The 16,161-nt window shown below is 71.6% G+C and carries 16 protein-coding genes; 7 read left to right on the top strand and 9 right to left on the bottom strand.

What is annotated here, in order from left to right:
• Positions 1 to 3: 3 nt before the first annotated feature.
• Both QRX60_RS47325 and QRX60_RS47320 read right to left on the bottom strand, forming a co-directional pair.
• A complete protein-coding gene (locus QRX60_RS47325; protein WP_285998001.1) occupies positions 4 to 1,887 on the bottom strand; it encodes a Na+/H+ antiporter in 1,884 nt (627 codons plus the stop codon).
• Positions 1,888 to 1,920: 33 nt separating this feature from the next.
• The gene (locus tag QRX60_RS47320; RefSeq protein WP_285998000.1) at positions 1,921 to 2,328 is read right to left on the bottom strand and encodes a nuclear transport factor 2 family protein; all 408 of its coding nucleotides are present in this window, start codon (positions 2,326 to 2,328) and stop codon (positions 1,921 to 1,923) included.
• Positions 2,329 to 2,407: 79 nt separating this feature from the next.
• On the opposite strand from QRX60_RS47320, the gene QRX60_RS47315 reads away from it, so the two are divergent.
• On the top strand, positions 2,408 to 3,799 hold the full coding sequence (locus QRX60_RS47315) for a carboxylesterase/lipase family protein (RefSeq protein WP_285997999.1): 1,392 nt from the start codon (positions 2,408 to 2,410) through the stop codon (positions 3,797 to 3,799).
• 61 nt (positions 3,800 to 3,860) lie between these two features.
• Here the strand turns inward: QRX60_RS47315 and QRX60_RS47310 are convergent, their stop codons facing one another.
• From QRX60_RS47310 to rnhA, 6 genes are all read right to left on the bottom strand, one after another.
• Complete coding sequence (locus tag QRX60_RS47310; RefSeq protein WP_285997998.1) at positions 3,861 to 6,938, bottom strand: glycosyl hydrolase 2 galactose-binding domain-containing protein; 3,078 nt, start codon at positions 6,936 to 6,938, stop codon at positions 3,861 to 3,863.
• 50 nt (positions 6,939 to 6,988) lie between these two features.
• A complete protein-coding gene (locus tag QRX60_RS47305) occupies positions 6,989 to 8,299 on the bottom strand; it encodes a hypothetical protein (protein WP_285997997.1) in 1,311 nt (436 codons plus the stop codon).
• A 49-nt stretch (positions 8,300 to 8,348) separates the two neighbouring features.
• Positions 8,349 to 8,744: a hypothetical protein gene (locus tag QRX60_RS47300; RefSeq protein ID WP_285997996.1), complete on the bottom strand. Its 396-nt coding sequence runs from the start codon at positions 8,742 to 8,744 to the stop codon at positions 8,349 to 8,351.
• Positions 8,744 to 9,124 (bottom strand): YchJ family protein, encoded by a 381-nt coding sequence (locus QRX60_RS47295; protein WP_285997995.1) that lies wholly within the window; start codon positions 9,122 to 9,124, stop codon positions 8,744 to 8,746. The genes QRX60_RS47300 and QRX60_RS47295 overlap by 1 nt, the downstream gene beginning before the upstream one ends.
• A 75-nt stretch (positions 9,125 to 9,199) precedes the next feature.
• Positions 9,200 to 9,847 carry a hypothetical protein gene (locus QRX60_RS47290; protein ID WP_285997994.1) on the bottom strand — a complete coding sequence of 216 codons (648 nt, stop codon included), beginning with the start codon at positions 9,845 to 9,847 and terminating at the stop codon, positions 9,200 to 9,202.
• 107 nt (positions 9,848 to 9,954) lie between these two features.
• Positions 9,955 to 10,416 carry a ribonuclease HI gene (gene rnhA / locus QRX60_RS47285; RefSeq protein ID WP_285997993.1) on the bottom strand — a complete coding sequence of 154 codons (462 nt, stop codon included), beginning with the start codon at positions 10,414 to 10,416 and terminating at the stop codon, positions 9,955 to 9,957.
• A gap of 74 nt (positions 10,417 to 10,490) precedes the next feature.
• Here rnhA and QRX60_RS47280 point away from each other — a divergent pair, with 74 nt between their 5' ends.
• From QRX60_RS47280 to QRX60_RS47260, 5 genes are all read left to right on the top strand, one after another.
• Positions 10,491 to 11,198, top strand: coding sequence for a Crp/Fnr family transcriptional regulator (locus QRX60_RS47280; RefSeq protein ID WP_285997992.1), 708 nt, complete (start codon positions 10,491 to 10,493; stop codon positions 11,196 to 11,198).
• A gap of 112 nt (positions 11,199 to 11,310) precedes the next feature.
• Positions 11,311 to 11,478, top strand: coding sequence for a hypothetical protein (locus QRX60_RS47275; RefSeq protein ID WP_285997991.1), 168 nt, complete (start codon positions 11,311 to 11,313; stop codon positions 11,476 to 11,478).
• Positions 11,479 to 11,682: 204 nt separating this feature from the next.
• Positions 11,683 to 12,648: a hypothetical protein gene (locus QRX60_RS47270; RefSeq protein ID WP_285997990.1), complete on the top strand. Its 966-nt coding sequence runs from the start codon at positions 11,683 to 11,685 to the stop codon at positions 12,646 to 12,648.
• 4 nt (positions 12,649 to 12,652) lie between these two features.
• The gene (locus tag QRX60_RS47265) at positions 12,653 to 13,258 is read left to right on the top strand and encodes a hypothetical protein (protein WP_285997989.1); all 606 of its coding nucleotides are present in this window, start codon (positions 12,653 to 12,655) and stop codon (positions 13,256 to 13,258) included.
• Positions 13,259 to 13,278: 20 nt separating this feature from the next.
• Positions 13,279 to 14,061 carry a DUF1684 domain-containing protein gene (locus tag QRX60_RS47260; RefSeq protein WP_285997988.1) on the top strand — a complete coding sequence of 261 codons (783 nt, stop codon included), beginning with the start codon at positions 13,279 to 13,281 and terminating at the stop codon, positions 14,059 to 14,061.
• Between the two features lie 93 nt (positions 14,062 to 14,154).
• Here the strand turns inward: QRX60_RS47260 and QRX60_RS47255 are convergent, their stop codons facing one another.
• On the bottom strand, positions 14,155 to 14,832 hold the full coding sequence (locus QRX60_RS47255; protein WP_285997987.1) for an MBL fold metallo-hydrolase: 678 nt from the start codon (positions 14,830 to 14,832) through the stop codon (positions 14,155 to 14,157).
• 108 nt (positions 14,833 to 14,940) lie between these two features.
• Between QRX60_RS47255 and QRX60_RS47250 the strand changes: the two genes are divergently transcribed.
• The gene (locus QRX60_RS47250) at positions 14,941 to 16,146 is read left to right on the top strand and encodes an acyltransferase family protein (protein WP_285997986.1); all 1,206 of its coding nucleotides are present in this window, start codon (positions 14,941 to 14,943) and stop codon (positions 16,144 to 16,146) included.
• The last annotated feature ends 15 nt before the right edge of the window (positions 16,147 to 16,161 follow it).

Raw genomic sequence — 16,161 nt, 5'->3', positions numbered from 1 at the left:
ACCCTAACCGAGTTGCTTGTCCACGAAACACCATCGCCACGTCTCGCCCGGCTCGAAGCTGCGCATGACCGGATGGCGGGATTCGTGGAAGTGCCGGGTGGCGTGGCGCCGAGGCGACGAGTCGCAGCAGGCGACGTTGCCGCACTTCAGGCACATCCGCAGGTGCACCCAGGTCGTGCCTTCCTCGATGCAGGCGGCGCAGGTGTCCTTCGAACTGGGCTCCTTGTCGGCCCACTCGTGGGCCAGGTGCTTGCACGACCCGGCCGTCGCGGCCGGGGTGCGCAGCTCGCGGCCTTCGACGTCGGGTTCCTCTTCGTCCCGGTCGAGCATGGACTCTTCGATGTCGAGCCGCTCCAGGACCTTCCGCAGGACGTCGTCGTCGGCGCTGCCGGCGTCACGGGCCTTCAGGAACTGCTCGCGTTCCACTTCGAGGAGCTGGATCCGCAGGCGGCGGTAGGCGTCGCTCGGCGTCTCGGCGAGGACACTCTGCCTGCCGAGCTGCTCCCACGCGGAGTCGGAGCGGTTCTGCAGCCGGTCGCGGATGCGCTGGATGATCTCCGGCGGGTCGTCCGGCTGCTGGATCTCTTCGAGCTTCGCCAGCGCCGCGGTGGTCATGTCGTGCAGCACGGACGCTTCCTGCAGCGCGTCCTCCGCCGGGTCCGGCCGCGGCAGGCGCAGCCGCCGGATCAGCGGCGGCAGCGTCATGCCCTGCACGGCCAGGGTGCCGGCCACGACGACGAACGCGGCGAGCACCAGCACGGCCCGCTGCGGGGTGTCCGCGGGCAGCACGAACGCCGCGGCGAGCGTGACCACGCCGCGCATCCCCGCCCAGGCGATCACGGCCGAGTAGCGCCACGGCCAGATCTTCGCCCGGGGCTTGCCGGGCAGCAGCCGTCGCTCCAGCCGCTTCACCGTGCCGATGCCGATCAGGTACAGCACCCGCGTGACGATGGTCGCGCCGAGCACCGCGACGCAGATCCAGGTCAGCAGCAACAGCGACAGCCCGGATTCGCCGACTTCGGACAGGATCCGCCGCAGCTGCAGGCCGATCAGCAGGAAGACCATGTTCTCCAGCAGGAACGCGATGGTCTGCCAGTTCAGCCTGCTGGCCAGCCGGGCCGAGCCGGAGAGGATCTTCGGTGCCTTGTGCCCCAGGATGAGCCCGGCGACGACGACGGCGAGCACGCCGGAGCCGTGGATCGCCTCGGCCGGGATGTAGGCGATGAACGGCACGGCGAACGACAGCGCGGTGTCCAGCACCGGCTCGTTCAGCCGGGCGCGGATGAACGCGGCCACGAACCCGACGACCAGCCCGACCACGATCCCGCCGATGGCCGCACGCAGGAAGTCGGCCCCGACCTGCCAGAGGCTGACCGAGCCGGCCAGCGCGGCGATGGCCGTGCGCAGGGCGACCAGCGCGGCCGCGTCGTTGAAGAGGCTCTCGCCCTCCAGCAGCCGGATCAGCTTGCGGGGCATGCCGACGCGGCGGGCGACGACGCTGGCGGCGACTGCGTCCGGCGGGGCGACGATGGCGCCGAGTGCGATCCCGCCGGCCAGCGGGAGGTCGGGGATCACCGCCCAGGCGACGAGCCCGACGCCGAAGGCGGTGAACACGACGAGCCCGACCGACATGAGCCCGATCGCCGCGCGGTTCTTCCGGAAGTCGACCAGCGACGTCTGGATGGCCGCCGAGTAGAGCAGCGGCGGCAGCAGGCCGAGCAGGACGACCTCGGGGTCGAGGTGGTACTCGGGCACGCCCGGCACGTAGGACGCGCCGACCCCGACGACGATCAGGCACAGCGGGGCGGACCAGTCCAGCCGCCGCGCCACCGCGCTGACGAAGAGGACCGTCACGACCAGCGCCACTATCTCTGCCGCTATGTGCACGGGGTAATCATTACCCGTCCGCCGCGGCGGGTGTCACCTGGCCAGCTCGGTGAGCACCTCGGCGACCAGCTGCGTGTCCAGGTACTCGGTGATCTCGCGGATCCGGCCGTCGGTCACGCGGAACACGAAGCAGTACTGGTTGTCGTAGCGCGGCCCGGCCTTCGTGGCGACGCTGCCTCGCGTCTCGACCACGACGACGTCGTCCTCGGCGACGAACCGGCTCGCGGTGCTGGTGTAGGTGCCGTCGAACTGCTCGCCGAGCGGCCCGAGCAGGTCGCGGCGGACCGAGTCCTTGCCGTGGAAGCTGCCCGACCAGCTGTTGTGCCCGCTGACGGTCCACACGACGTCGTCGGCCATGGCGGCGAGCAGCGGCCGGATGTCGCCGGTGCCCCAGGCGTCGAAGGCGGTTCTCAGGAGCTGCTTGTTCTCTGCTGCGGTCACGATTCCCTCCCAGTGTGTGTGCCCCAGTCAACACGCTGGAGCGCACTCCAGGGCAAGTCCCGCGCCTAGGCTGGATCGCGTGAGGACGGTGGAGATCGCGGCCGGTGCCCTGCGCGGGTCCGGACAGGACGGAGTCAGGACGTTCCTCGGCGTGCCCTACGCCGCACCGCCGGTGGGGGAGCTGCGGTTCCGCGCGCCCCGGCCGGTGCCGCCGTGGTCCGGCGAGCGCGACGCCACGCGGTGGGCGGCCCGGGCCCCGCAGCCGGAGCTGACCGGACGCGGCTTCACCGGCGACGAGGACTGCCTCTACCTGAACGTCTACGCCCCGGAGCCGCCCGGCTCGTACCCCGTGCTCGTCTGGATCCACGGCGGGGGCGGCGTGATGGGCGCTCCGCACCAGTTCGACGCGTCCGCCTATGCGCGGCGCGGCGTCGTCGTGGTGACCGTCGCCTACCGGCTCGGCGTGCTCGGCCTGCTGCACCTGCCCGGCGTCGCCGGCTCCAACCTGTCCCTGCGCGACCAGGTCGCCGCGTTGGAGTGGGTGCGCGACAACATCTCCGCGTTCGGGGGCGACCCGGGCCGGGTGACGCTCGCCGGGCAGTCCAACGGCGGCCGCACGGTCGGGACGCTGCTCGCGGTGCCCGCCACGCGCGGGCTCGTCCACCAGGCGATCGTGCAGAGCGGCACCGGCGTCGGCTCGGTCGTGCACACCCCGGCCGAAGGCACGGCGATCGCTTCCGCGGTCCTTTCCGAACTGGACGCCGCGCCGGAGGACCTGGCGACGCTGCCCGTGAAGCGGATTCTCGAAGCGCAGCAACGGGTTTCCGCGGTCTCCGGGACCAAGGTGACCTACCGCGTGGTCGTCGGCGACGAGCTGCTGCCGGAACGGCCGCTGGACGGCGTCCGCCAGGTTCCGCTGCTGATCGGGACGACGGCCGACGAGGAGGACCTGTTCAGCTGGCTGCAGTCGGGCGGCGCGAAGCTCCTGGGCGTGGGCTCGACGATGCTGGACGTTTCCGCCGTCGAGAAGGCCGTCGAGGTGTATAACGACCTACTCGACTGGCCCGAGGAGCAGATCCGCAACCGCGCGCTGACCGCGGGGGACTGGTGGATCCCGGCGATCCGCTTCGCCGAGAAGCAGCAGGACGCCTGGATGTACCGGTTGGACTGGCGGATCGCCCCGCGCGGTCGCGGTCTCGGCGCGCCGCACGGGCTCGACCTGCCGTTGACGTTCGACGACATCCGCAACAGGAACTGGCGGTTCCTCTTCGCCGGCCGGCCGTTCCCGGCCGAGCGGATGCAGGCGATGGCGACGGAGATGTTCGACGCGTGGGTCCGGTTCATCGCGACGGGCGACCCGGGCTGGCCCCGCTACGCCACGGCCGACCGCGTCACGCGCCTCTTCGACGACGTCTCCACGACGGTGTCCGACCCGGACCGCGACCAGCGCCTGCTCTGGGACTCCCTCTGAAAGCTGTGAATGTCGCATTGAGAGACTTCAAGTCCCTCAATGCGACATTCACGGACTTGCGCTAGACGGTGATCTTGTCGACGTTCGGGCCGCCGTTGGCGGTCGTCGCGGTCGCCTTGATCTTGTTCGTCCCGGCGGTCAGCGTGACGGGCACGGTGACCGTCTGCCAGGTGTCCCAGTTCCCCGTGCCGCCGAAGGCCACCGCGGACGCCACCTCCGTGCCGTTGACCGTGATGTCCATCGGCCGGTTCACCGTGGTGCCGTTGGCGAACCGCAGGACGACGTTCGCGGGTCCCGCGGCGGCCGCGTCGACGGAGAACTCCACCGCGCTGCCGGTCGCGTTGTCGTAGTTGACGAACCCGGTGCCGGTGAAGCCGGCGTGGTTCGACTCCGCGACGCCGCCGGTGATCGTGGCGTTCTCGGCCTGGTAGTCGACGGGGTTGCCCGGGCCGGGATCGACCGTGCCGTCCGCCGGGATCGTCTTCGTCCCGGTGTTCCAGCCCGCGACCCGCACGGACGGCTTGGCGCCCTTGAGGTCCGCGGTCCGGTACGTCGCCGTCAGCGTGGTCGACTCGCCCGGCCAGAGGCTGACCTGGTTGTCGGTCCACCGCACCGGCAGCACCGGCGCGCCCGCCGCGCCGACGACGTGCGCGTCGACGAAGAACGCCGGCACCTTGTTCGCCGAGCCGTTCGTCAGCGTCACCTTGGTCGTCGTGGTGCCGTCGGCGTTGGCCGTCGAGGTCGCGGTCGACCCGAGCGTCACCTGGGCCAGGCCGTTCAGCCCGGACAGGTCGGCGTACGACGTCGTCGGCGTGTAGTACCAGTCGCTGTTGGCCCAGTCGAGCGTGTCGGCCTTGGTGGACAGCCAGTAGACGTTGCGGCTGACCTCCTTGCCCGACCCGTCGGTCAGGACCAGCTTCGCCAGGTACGTCGTCGACAGGCCGCTGACCGAACCGATGGTCAGCGCGGTGGTCTTCGCGCCGTCACCGCCCACCGACACGGTCTTCGACTGGTTGAACTTCTCCGTCCCGTCGAGGTTGTAGAGCTTGACGGACGCGGTGAGGTTCGCCGCCGCGTCGTGGTTGTGGTTGACCACGACGACCGACTTGGTGTCGTACGAGTACTGGATGTGCAGCGGCTCGTTCGCCTTCTTGGCCCCGAAGTAGGAGCCGTTCTGGTCGAGGTAGGCGTCGAACAGCTGCCAGTGCAGCGACGTCCAGCCGCTGTTGAGCATCCAGTAGATGATCCCGGTGGCCGGGTTCGAGCTGTCGCTGAAGTTGCGCGAGTGCGACTCGAACTCGGCGCGGACGTTCTCGTACTGCGCCAGCTGCGCCTTGCGGACGAAGTCGTCCAGGCTCGCCGGCTTGCCGTAGCGGCCGGTCAGCGCGTCGCCGAAGAGCTTCAGGTTGGCGAACGTCGAGGACGACGACCGGTGGTACTGCGCGGTCGACGGGCTCTTCCACATCGTGTCGAGCTCGCTCGAGGACATCATCCGCTTGAGCGTGTCCATCGTCGGGATGTCCGGCCCGGCGCTGGTCTCCGAGTTGAAGCTCCACGCGCCACCGAGGTCGCTGTGCGCCTTGTCGTACCAGTAGTTCGGCGGGACGTAGTCGTACGGGCCGTTCATCTTCATGCCGGACGACCCGAGCTGCGGCGACGACTTCGCCGACGCGGCCGGGACCACCGGAGTGGGCCAGTCCGCGGCGCTCAGCGCGTCGAGGTAGTTCTTCTCGATCGTCGCGTCGGGCGCGAAGTCACTGCCGATCAGGAACGAGATGACGCTCGGGTGGTCGCGCAGGCGCTCGGCCTCCGCGGTCATCGACGCCTTCGCGACGGGGTAGTCCGCGGCGGTCCAGGGGTCACCCTTCTCGTCGCCGTTGACCTGGCCCTCCCACTTGTCGCAGCACTCCCAGCCGGGCAGCGTCAGCACGCCCATCCGGTCGGCGAGGTCGAAGAACTCGTCCGGCTCGATGTGCCCCTCCAGGCGCACGGTGTTGAGCCCGAGGTCCTTGACGTAGGCGAGCTTGTCCGCCGCGTACTGCTCGTTCCAGCGCAGGAACAGGTCCGGCGAGTAGCCGCCGCCCTTGATCAGCAGCGGGCGCCCGTTGATCGTGTAGGATCGGCCGCCGCCGGCGTTCTTGTTCGCCGTCACCTGGCGGACGCCGAAGCTCGAGTGGGAGGAGTCCGACGCCGTGCCGCCGACGCTCGCGGTCAGGTCGAGGTCGTAGAGCGGCTGCCCGCCCATCCCGGCCGGCCACCAGACCTGCGGGTTGTCGATCCCGATCACCGGGAAGGTGACGGTCTTCTTCTCCTTGGCCGCCAGCGACACGGTCTGGCTGACCGGTTTGCCGGCGACCGTGCCGGACACCGTCGTGGAGACCGCGGCCGCCGAGTCGTTGCGGACGTCGGCCTTCGCCGTGAGGTCGGCGTGGGCCGTCCCGGTCAGCTTCGTGACGACGTGGCCGCCGCGCAACGCCACCGGGCCGCTGCGCCGGACGAGGACGTCCCGCACGATGCCCATGTTCTGGTCCGGCGGGGTCTGCGCCCAGTCGATCCAGCCCATCGACAGGTCCTTGTTCGGGTCGTTCGGGTAGACCTTGAACGCGATGCTGTTGGTGCCGGCCTTCACCTGCGCGGTGATGTCCAGGTCGTGGCGGGTGTAGGCGCCGGTGACCTGGGTCTTGTCCGCGATCCGCGTCCCGTTGACCCAGACGTCGGCCTTCGACAGCACGCCGCTGAAGTCGAGGTAGGTGCGCTGCGTGGTGTCGGTGACGGTGAGGTCGGTGCGGTACCACCACGGGACCTTGAAGTCCGCGGTCGGCACGTTCTTCATGTTCGTCGAGTAGAACGGGTCGGCGTACTTGCCGTTGGCCAGCAGGCCCGCGTAGACGGTCGAGCGCGGACCGACGGGGTACCAGCCGGCGGTGTCGAAGCCGGGCTTCGAGACCGCCGCGTCGTCGCTGACCTGCGCCGACGTCTGGATCAGGAAGCCGGGGACGGCGGTGGCCGGGCCCGCGGCCGCGACCGTCGCTCTCGCCTGCTCCTGGCCGGTGGCCGCCGGGACGGTCGCCCCGCTCACGGCGACGGCGAGCACCGCCGCCGCCACGAGGGTCCGGGTTCTTTTCTGCCGATAGCTCACTAGCGCGCCTCCTAGGCACCACGGCGGCGTGGGGAACAACGGGACCATCGTTAGGGAACTTTCCTAACAATTGCGGACGATCGTAGCGGTCCGGTCACCCGGAGAACAGGGGCGAACCGGTCAGATCCGCGCCGCCCGCCAGGCCGCCGCGGCGGCCTGGCGGGCGGCGCCAGCAGGAGCGGCAGCGAACCGTCCTCCCAGATCCGCCGCGGAAGTGCCTCGCTGAGCGGGACACCGTCGCCCAGTGCGGCCCCGATGGCCGGGAGGTCGACGTCGAAGAGCGTCAGCCCGGCGCTGTAGAGGCGCTCACCGCTGACCGGGCACCGGCCCGCGACCTCGGCGCTGTCGACCGCCAGCTCGGTCACGCCGAAGAACTCCGGCTTGGCGCCGCGTTCCATCCAGCGCGCGAACCCGACGAGCTTCGTCTCGCGGACGTCCTGGGGCCGGAGGCCGCTCTCCTCGCACAGTTCGCGTTCCATCCCGGCGCAGACGGTGGTGTGGAGGAACCGGCGCGGACCGCCGCCCAGGGTGCGCAGGTCCCGGGGTTCGAGCGAGCCGCTGCCCGACGGCGCGAGCAGCAGCCCGCTCACGGCGTTGAGCGACGACTGCCGGACGGTGACGAGCTTGCCGTCGGTGGTGAACGCGACGGTGGAGACGCCGACGAGGTCCGCCAGCGTGCTGCTGCTCAGCTCACGGAGGGCGCCGTCGGTGTCGGTCAGCTCGGCCTTGCGCAGGTCGTACTCCTCGCCGGTGTCGGCGCGGGTGATGCGGAGCGTGCCGAGTTCGTTCGAGCAGACGGCGTCGAAGAACCGGGCGCGGTGCAGCCGGATCGGCGCGGGCCGCGCACCGGTGGCCGGCAGCGGGTCGCCACGCAGGCCGACGATCGGGCCGTTGAACAGCAGCCGCCCGCGCGCCCGCAGCGGCAGCACGTGCGGCGCGGTCGCTTTGAGGGCGGGCGGCAGCCGGTAGGGCTCTTCGGCGACGGTGATCGTGTGCCGTTCCGTCCAGAGGTCCCGGTCGATCGCGGCGCTGACCAGCGCGGTCCCGCGGGCGGGCACGGCGAGGTACTCCGAGGGCGGGTAGGCCGACGGCGGCGGCAGCTCCGCGGTCGGGAAGGGCGCGGCGATGGCGGTGAAGGCGAACCCGGCCCAGCGGCGGCGCAGCAGCCGGACGTCCCGGGTGAAGGTGGCGAGGCCGAGCCCGAGGGCGACGACGGAGAGCACGACCCCGACGGCGCTCGGCAGGACGGTTACGACCCCGAGCACGACCCCGAGCCCGGAAGCGGCGAGCGGCCACTCCCGGGCGCCCATGAAACCGAGGTAGTCGGCTCTGGCCCGGGCGCGGCGCGTCAGTTTTCCCATCGCCGCACTGTTTAGCACGGCGGTGGCGGTGTTCGTGGCGGGTTTCGGGCTACGGCTCGATCTCGAGATCGGCCTTGAAGAGCGCGATCACTTCGAGCCGCCGGCGGTTGACCGCGGCCACGGTCGTTTCCTCGACGCCGTCACCGGCGGCGATCCTCGCGTGGGTGTCGATCACGGTGGTCGTGAGCTCCCGGGCCGGTCCGGAAACCGCCGCTCCGGCGAGGACTTCGATCTCGGCCGTGGCGGCGTGCAGGCGGGCGTCCTCGGCACGGGTCCGTTCGCCGGCCATCGCCTGGCCGTGGCTCGCGCTGATCGAGCGCAGGTACTCGGCGTAGACGGTCTGCTTCAGCTTGCCGAGCGCGTCTTCCCGCTGCCACCGGCGGCTGCGCGCGGCCAGCCGGTGCTGGAGGAGAGCGCCGGCCACGCCGACGACGGCGGTGCCCATCAGGCTTCCGCGTCGAGGTAGACCCAGTGGCCGCCGTCACGGCGGAAGCGGCTGTTCTCCTCGAGGAAGCCGTCGCGGCCGTGGTGGCGGTAGTGCGCGCGGAACTCGACCGTGCCCTCGGTGTGCAGCAGGCCGCCGCCGGTGCGGGCGAGGATCTCCAGCCGCGTCCATTCCTGACGCGGGTCCAGGCTCAGCCGGCGTGGCCGGGTGTCCGGGTGCCAGGTGCGCAGCAGGTAGGGGGTGTCCCCGACGGCGAAGGCGCTGTACCGCGAGCGCATCAGCAGTTCGGCGGTCGGTGCCGCGAGGCCGCCTTCGTGGAACCGGCCGCAGCAGGCGGTGTAGGACTCGGCGAGGCCGCACGGGCACGAAGCGGGAGGCACCGGCGAATTGTGCCACGGCGCGTCCGGGCCACCGGAGCGCTGTAGTGCGTTTCGCTGCTGGGGGAGCACGGGATTTCAGGGCGCGGGAAACGCCGCCGCGACGTCGGCCGCGGCGTCGAGGACCGCCGGATCCGGGTGGCCGCCGCCGGCCGCCTCGGCGATCACCAGGAGGGAGCCGTCGAGGCGCGACTCGTAGTGCTCGCCGGTGAACCGCACGCCCGCCCGCTTCAGCAGCGCGTCAGGCAGGGCGTAGATGTTCCCGCTCCCATCCCGGTCGGCCAGGTCCCGCAGGTCGCGAGCCTCGGCGGCTTTCGGCATCCGGACCCACGCGATCGTGACGACGACAGTGTTTCCGGCACCGTCTCCGACGGCCAGCAGCATCCGCGAGAGCGCCTTGCACGGATGGCGCAAGAAGAACTGCCGGACCTGCCCGAACGCATACGGGGCGCACTTCAGTTCGCGTTTCGCGATCTTCTTCAGCGTCTTGAGGCCGAGGCGCTTCATCGCGTCTTCGTGCTTGCCCTTGCGCGCCGACTCCTTGCCGGCGTTCCGCGCCTGCAGACTCGATCCCCCGCCGGACTCGATCGAAGCCGCGCCGCCGCTCAGCGCGGTGCCGCCCGCGGCGGCGGCGCCGACCACGGCTGCCGCCAGCAGAGCTGCCCGCCCCTTCGGCGGTTTGTCCTCCCCGAACGGCTTCGGCTTGCCGTCGACCGTGCGCACCATGGCGAGATCCCGTTCCCTCCCCGGTCCGGAAGGGTCCGATCCTGCACCGGAAACCCGGCGGCGGGAACGCCGATCGCCCGAACGGCGCAGCGTCCGTCCACTTCGGACTAACCCGCGTTGACCGGCTTCCCGATCTCCCGCGCCTCCTGGGCCCCGCGCACCGCGAGCCGGTCCGCGCGCTCGTTCTCCGGGTGCCCCGCGTGGCCCTTGACCCACAGCCACTCGACCTCGTGCTCGCCGACCGCGGCGTCCAGGCGCTGCCACAGGTCCGCGTTCTTCACCGGTTCGCGCGCCGCCGTCAGCCAGCCGTTGCTCTTCCAGCGCGGCAGCCACTGCGTGATCCCGTTGCGCACGTACGTGCTGTCGGTGTATACGCGGACCTGCGACGGCCGGGTCAGGCTCTCCAGCGCCCGGATCGGCGCCGTCAGCTCCATCCGGTTGTTCGTCGTCGGGGTGGCTTCGCCGCCGTAGAGCTCGCGCTCGTGCCGCCCGTACCGGAGGACCGCGCCCCAGCCGCCCGGTCCCGGGTTCCCGCTGCACGCGCCGTCGGTGTAGATCTCCACGTCCACGCGGCGACCCTACCGGTCCCGGCGCTCGCCCCGGCCCGCCACGCCGGGTTACGGTGGAGATCCGGAGGGGAGCCATGAGCGGGCACGACGACACGGGCGAGGGCGCGCTCCTGGCCTATCTCGCCGACACCGATCGCGAGTACCTGCTCGCCCGCGGCACCCGCCGGCGGTTTCGCGCGAACGACGTCGTGCTCATGGAGGGCGACCCGTCCGACCACGTCCACGTGCTGGTCGCCGGCTGGGTGCGCGTCTCCACGATCGTCGAGGACGGCCGCGAGGTGCTCTTCGGCCTGCGCGGCCCCGGCGAGGTGCTCGGCGATCTCGCCGCCGTGACCGGGCGGCCGCGGTCGGCGTCGGTGCGCGCGATCGAACCCTGCACCGTCTACCAGCTGACCGGCGCGGAGTTCGTCGACGTCCTGCACACCCGGCCCGAGATCGCCATCGCGACGATCAAGACGGTCGCGGCCCGGCTCCGCAACGCGGAGTCGGCCCGGGTCGACTCCGCGGCCTTCGACGTCAGCCGCCGGGTCGCGGTGGTCCTGGTCCGGCTGGCGGAGGAGCACGGCCGGCGCGTTCCGGAAGGCGTGCTCATCGAGGGCGCGATGTCGCAGGAGGACATCGCGTCGCAGATCGGAGCGGCCCGGCGTACCGTCGCCCGGGCGTTGCACGTCCTGCGGGAGCGGGGGATCGTCGAGACCGGCCGCCGCCGGATCCTCATCCGCGAGCCGCGGGTCCTGCGCGCCTTCGCCCGCTCTGAGCCAAACGGCACACAACGCCCGTGACAGCGGGCCTCTGAGCGGAGCCGCCCCGGCGCGATCCTGGTTCCGGCCGGAAAAGAAATCAGATGCCAACCGGCCGGATTCCATTTCGAGCGAGGTCGGGGAGTGCTTTGCCGTGAACGTCTACTGCAAGATCTTGACCCTGGTGAAATCGGTCTTCGTCGCGTTCGTGGTCGGTACCGTCGCGGGATTCCTGGCGGCCACCGGAAACGCAGCGGAACCGGCCGCGCCGGCGTTGCACGGCTCCGCCACTTTCTCCGACCCGGCCTGGGTGCAGCGATGAGGAGGTGTGCGATGGAGAGCCACTTGATCTGGGCGCTGATCCTCGGCGCGAACTGATCCGCAGCAGCCCGGCCGGCCGGCTCGTGGGGGGCCGGCCGGCCGGGTATTTCCGTGAATGCGAGTGTCCGCGATCTGTCACGCCCGGCACGGAACCTTTCTTGGTAATGTGGGCTGTCATTTCACCGCGGCACCGGGAAGGGGTGGGATGCGGCCGGAGAACTCCTTCCCGTTCGTGCGCGAGCTGAACGAACTGCGCCGCGGCCGCGGGCTCGACGCGGCCGACCTGCACCAGCGGATCGGCCCGTTCCTGCGCGAGGTGTGCGACATCACCGACGCCGACCGGCCGGCCGAGGCCCGGCGGAAGCTCGTGCTGCGGCTCACCGAGCTGTGCGGACGGCTGCCGGACGACCTCCGGCTGGCCGCGCTCGCGGCGTTCGGCCTGCACGAAGAGGCCGCGGGGGAGTTCCTCGACCGGCGGATCTCGTGGCTGGCCAGCGTCCTGGACCGGGACCCGCGCACCGCGCGCCGCCGGATCGACCTGGCGTTCCGCCGGCTCGACGAGCTGCTCGTGACGCCCCCGCCGGAGCGCGACCTGCACCCGCTGGCCGGCTGGTACGTCGAGTCGATGAAGGCGACGCTGCACCTCGACCGCGATCCGCCGGACCTGGAGGAGGAACGCCGGATCGTCGCGGAGGTCGACGAGCTCGACGAGCTCGTGCTCTCCTTCAGCGTGCCGGCCGAGCCGGGCAGCGACCCGGTGCCGGACATCACCGCCGACGCCCTGTTCGGCGGCGAGATCGTCGAAGCGCGCCAGGTTTCGGTGAGCCACGCGCAGTTCGTCATGCGGCTCCCCAGCCCGTTGCGGCTCGGCCAGCGGCACGAATACGGGGTCCGCTTCGCGCCGCGGCGCACGTCGCTGCGGCCGTACTACGTCATGACGCCGTTGCGCCGCTGCGAGCGGCTCTCGGTGCGAGTCCGGTTCGACCGCGCGAACCCGCCGCCGCGCGTGTGGCGGCTCAACGGCGTGCCGGGCCGGGTGGTCGACGACGGCGTCGACTCGGGCGACGCGCTGTCGGTCAACCGGGTCGGCGAGGTGGGGTTCGAGTTCCACGAGCTGCACCAGGGGCTGAGCTACGGCTTGCAGTGGTCCTTCGAGCCCCGGGGGGACTGAGGCCATGCGCACCGTGCCGGTGGCTGCGACCGTCGTCCGGATCGGGATCGTCGCCCCGAGCCGCGGCGGCACCGCCCGCGCGGTGCACCTCGGCACCATCCTCGACGGGGTGCTGGACGAGGTGTTCGACCACGTCCCGGTGCCGTACCGGACACCGACCTGGTACCGCCGGCCGGAGGGGGACAACACGACGCTGGTCATCCCGCCGTCCGTGCCGCGGCGGTGGGTCGCGACGGACTTCGCCGACGAGCTGGCCGGGGCGCTGCGGCGCCGCAACCGTCACCTCAACGAGTTCGGCAGGCTGCGCCTGAGGCTCGCCGCCGACCACGGCGACGTGGTGCTGCGCCGGCCGAACTTCGGCGGCGCCGCGATCGCGCTGGCGGTCTGGCTGTGCGAGGCGGAGGTGCTGAAGGCGGCGATGGCCGCGGAGCCGGAGCGCGATCAGCTGCTGATCGTCTCCGACCGGTTCCACGCGGCGATCGGCGACGCGCCGGAGTTCCGGCGGGTGGTGGTTCACGCCGGGGGCGAGCGTGAAATCGCGTGGCTGCGGACCGGTCCGGATACTGGGACGCGGAATACCGGCTCCGGCGACGGGTTGGCACCGTCGTAGCCGAGGAGAAGGGGCCCGCGATGAGCACGTTCACGAGCGAGTGGCAGGACTGGAAGACGCGCCGTGAGGAGGACCTCGCGGCACCCCACGGCTGGCTGGCGCTGGTGTCGCTCGACTGGCTGACGGACACCCCGCGGGAGTACCCGGGCATCCCCGGCCGCTGGTGGCAGGACGCCGACGCGGCGTACGTCGACCCGGCGGGCGCGACACTCGTGCACGAGGGCGCCCCGATCACCGAGACCCGCCGGTTCGAGCTGGTCAACAGCGGCGCGGGCACGCGCGTGCTGGCCGGCGACGTCGAGATCGAGGTCGCCCGCCGTTCGGGGTACCTGATCCGCGTGCACGACCCGAAGGCCGAGGTGCTGCGCGAGTTCCACGGCGTCCCGGCGTACGAGCCGTCGCCGTCCTGGGTGGTGCCGGGCCGCTTCGAGCCGTTCGACTCACCGCGGCCCACGACGGTCGGTGCCGTCGTGGAGGGCCTCAGCCACGTCTACACGGCGCCGGGTCTGGTGCACTTCTCCTTCGGCGGAGAGTCGCACACGCTGACCGCGTTCAACGGCAAGGACGGCGGGTTGAGCATCCTGTTCACGGATGAGACGAGCGGGGTGACGACGTACGCGGCGAACCGCTCGCTGCCGGTCGGTGCGCCTGCGTCCGACGGTTCGGTGACGCTGGACTTCAACCGGGCGGTCAACCTGCCGTGCGCGTTCACCGACTTCGCGACGTGCCCGCTGCCGCCGGCGGGCAACCACCTGCCGTTCCCGGTCGAGGCGGGGGAGAAGATCCCGTACGAGCGCGGGTGACCCTTCCAGCGGGCTCGTCGGCGTCGAGCGGCGGCGCGGGAAATACAAAGCGGGGCCGCCCGAAAACCATTGGCCGCCCCGCTCGGAGGAAATTCACCAGCCGCGCTCGCGCCACTCCTTCAGCTTCGGCCGCTCCGCGCCCAGCGTGGAGTCGTCCCCGTGGCCCGGGTAGAACCACGTGTCGTCCGGCAGCTCGTCGAAGATCCGCGCCTCGACGTCGTCCAGGAGCTGCGCGAAGTCCTCGGGCGACGTGGTCCGCCCCACTCCGCCCGGGAACAGCGAATCCCCGGTGAACAGGTGCGGATGCCCCGACGGGTCGCGGTACAGGAGTGCGATCGACCCGGGCGTGTGCCCCCTCAGGTGGATCACCGACAGCGTGACCTGCCCCACCGACAGCGTGTCCCCGTCCTCGACGAGGAAGTCCGGCGGCACCGGCAACGGCGAGGCGTCCAGGGGGTGGGCCGCCGTGTTGGCCCCGTTCGCCCCCGCGACCGCGCCGAGCGCCTGCCAGTGGTCCTGGTGCTGGTGGGTGGTCACCACCGTGCGCAGCGCCGGGCGGTCCGGGCCGTGGCCGATCAGGTCCGAAATGCGCTCGGGGTCGTTCGCCGCGTCGATCAGCAGCGCCTCGTTCGACTCCCGGCACACCAGCAGGTACGTGTTGTTGTCCATCGGGCCGACGGACAGCTTGGTGATGGTCAGCGCGTCCAGGGTCCGCCGGGTGGCGTCGCCGCCCGGGTCGACGTGCCCGGTGTAGGTCTCCACGATGTTCACCGTGCACACGGTAGTCGTTTCGCTCCAAGCGGTTCCACCCGCACAAGCGCGCGCCCGCCGTCCCCCGTACGCTCACGGCAGCCCCCGCCAGCCGACCTCAGGACGACCGTGCCCACCTCCCCGACGCCGCGCCGGATCAGTTGGGACCTGCTCCGCGTCGTCGCCGTCTTCGCGGTCATCCTGGGGCACGTCACCCACCAGGGCGCGCTGCTGCACCCCGAGCTCACGGGGTACCCCTTCCGGGTGACAGCGCAGTTCGGGGCCGCGATCCTGCTGGTGATCTCCGCCTTCTTCGTTTGCGCGAGCCTGCGCAAGGGCAATCCGCGCCGGTGGCTGTGGAACCGCGTAGCGCGCCTCGTGCCCGCCTACTTCGTCGCCGTCGTGGTGACCTACGTCGTCACGCGGTACGCCGCCATCTCCTTCAGCGGCCTGCCCTACCCGCCCGGCGTCACCGGGTTCCTCTTCGGCGTGCCGCAGGGACCGCCGGCGAACCCCGCGCCCTGGTACATCCCGACCGGGCTCGACCTGGTCGCCAACCTCGGCATGGTGCAGGAGTGGGGGGTGCGCTCGGAGACGTTCTACTACCTGGACGGCTCCTACTGGACGCTGCCGGTGCAGCTGATGGCCTTCACCGGCGCGGCTCTGCTGTGGCCGCGGTCGTGGCGCACCCACCGGCTGACCGTCGCCCTGCTCTGGGCGCTGATCCTCGTCCCGCTCCTGCTCCGCTTCGCCGTCTTCGACCCGGAGACGGCGCGCCCGGTCGTCGACAGCGTCTACTACGGGCTGGGGCTGCACCGCCTGCACGTGTTCGCCATCGGCATCGCGCTCTGGCTGTGGTCGAAGAAGCGGCTCGCGCACTGGCACGCCGCGCTGTTCGTCCTCGCCGCCGTCGCCGCGCAGGACCTGCAGGTGTTCCCGCTGCACCGGGCGCTGCCGCAGGACGCCGCGCGCTGGCCGTCCACGATCGGGTTCGCCGTGCTCCTGCTGCTGGTCTGCCTGGCCGCCCGCGGCCCGGACTGGCGGTTCCCCGGACTGGCGAGGATCGCCCCGGCCGTCACCTGGCTCGCGGGCATCTCGTATGGTCTTTATCTGGTGCACCAGGAACTGGGCTACATCCTGGCCCGCGCTCTGCTCGACGCCGGCCTGCCCGGCTGGCTGCGGCTCCCCGTGGTCGTCGGCGCCGCCGTACTGGGCGGCTGGGCGGTCACCGCGGGGGTCGAACGGCCGGTCCACCGGTGGCTCACCACCCGCCGCAAGCCGGAAGAACCGCAGGTCAAGGACGCGGAGCCAGTTTCTGTCGGTGGTGGCTCGTAGCATGGATCGCGGCCG

Source organism: Amycolatopsis mongoliensis (assembly GCF_030285665.1).
Lineage (GTDB): Bacteria > Actinomycetota > Actinomycetes > Mycobacteriales > Pseudonocardiaceae > Amycolatopsis > Amycolatopsis mongoliensis.
Note: the sequence above shows the minus strand (reverse complement) of the source record. Positions and strands in the feature narration are given on the sequence as shown.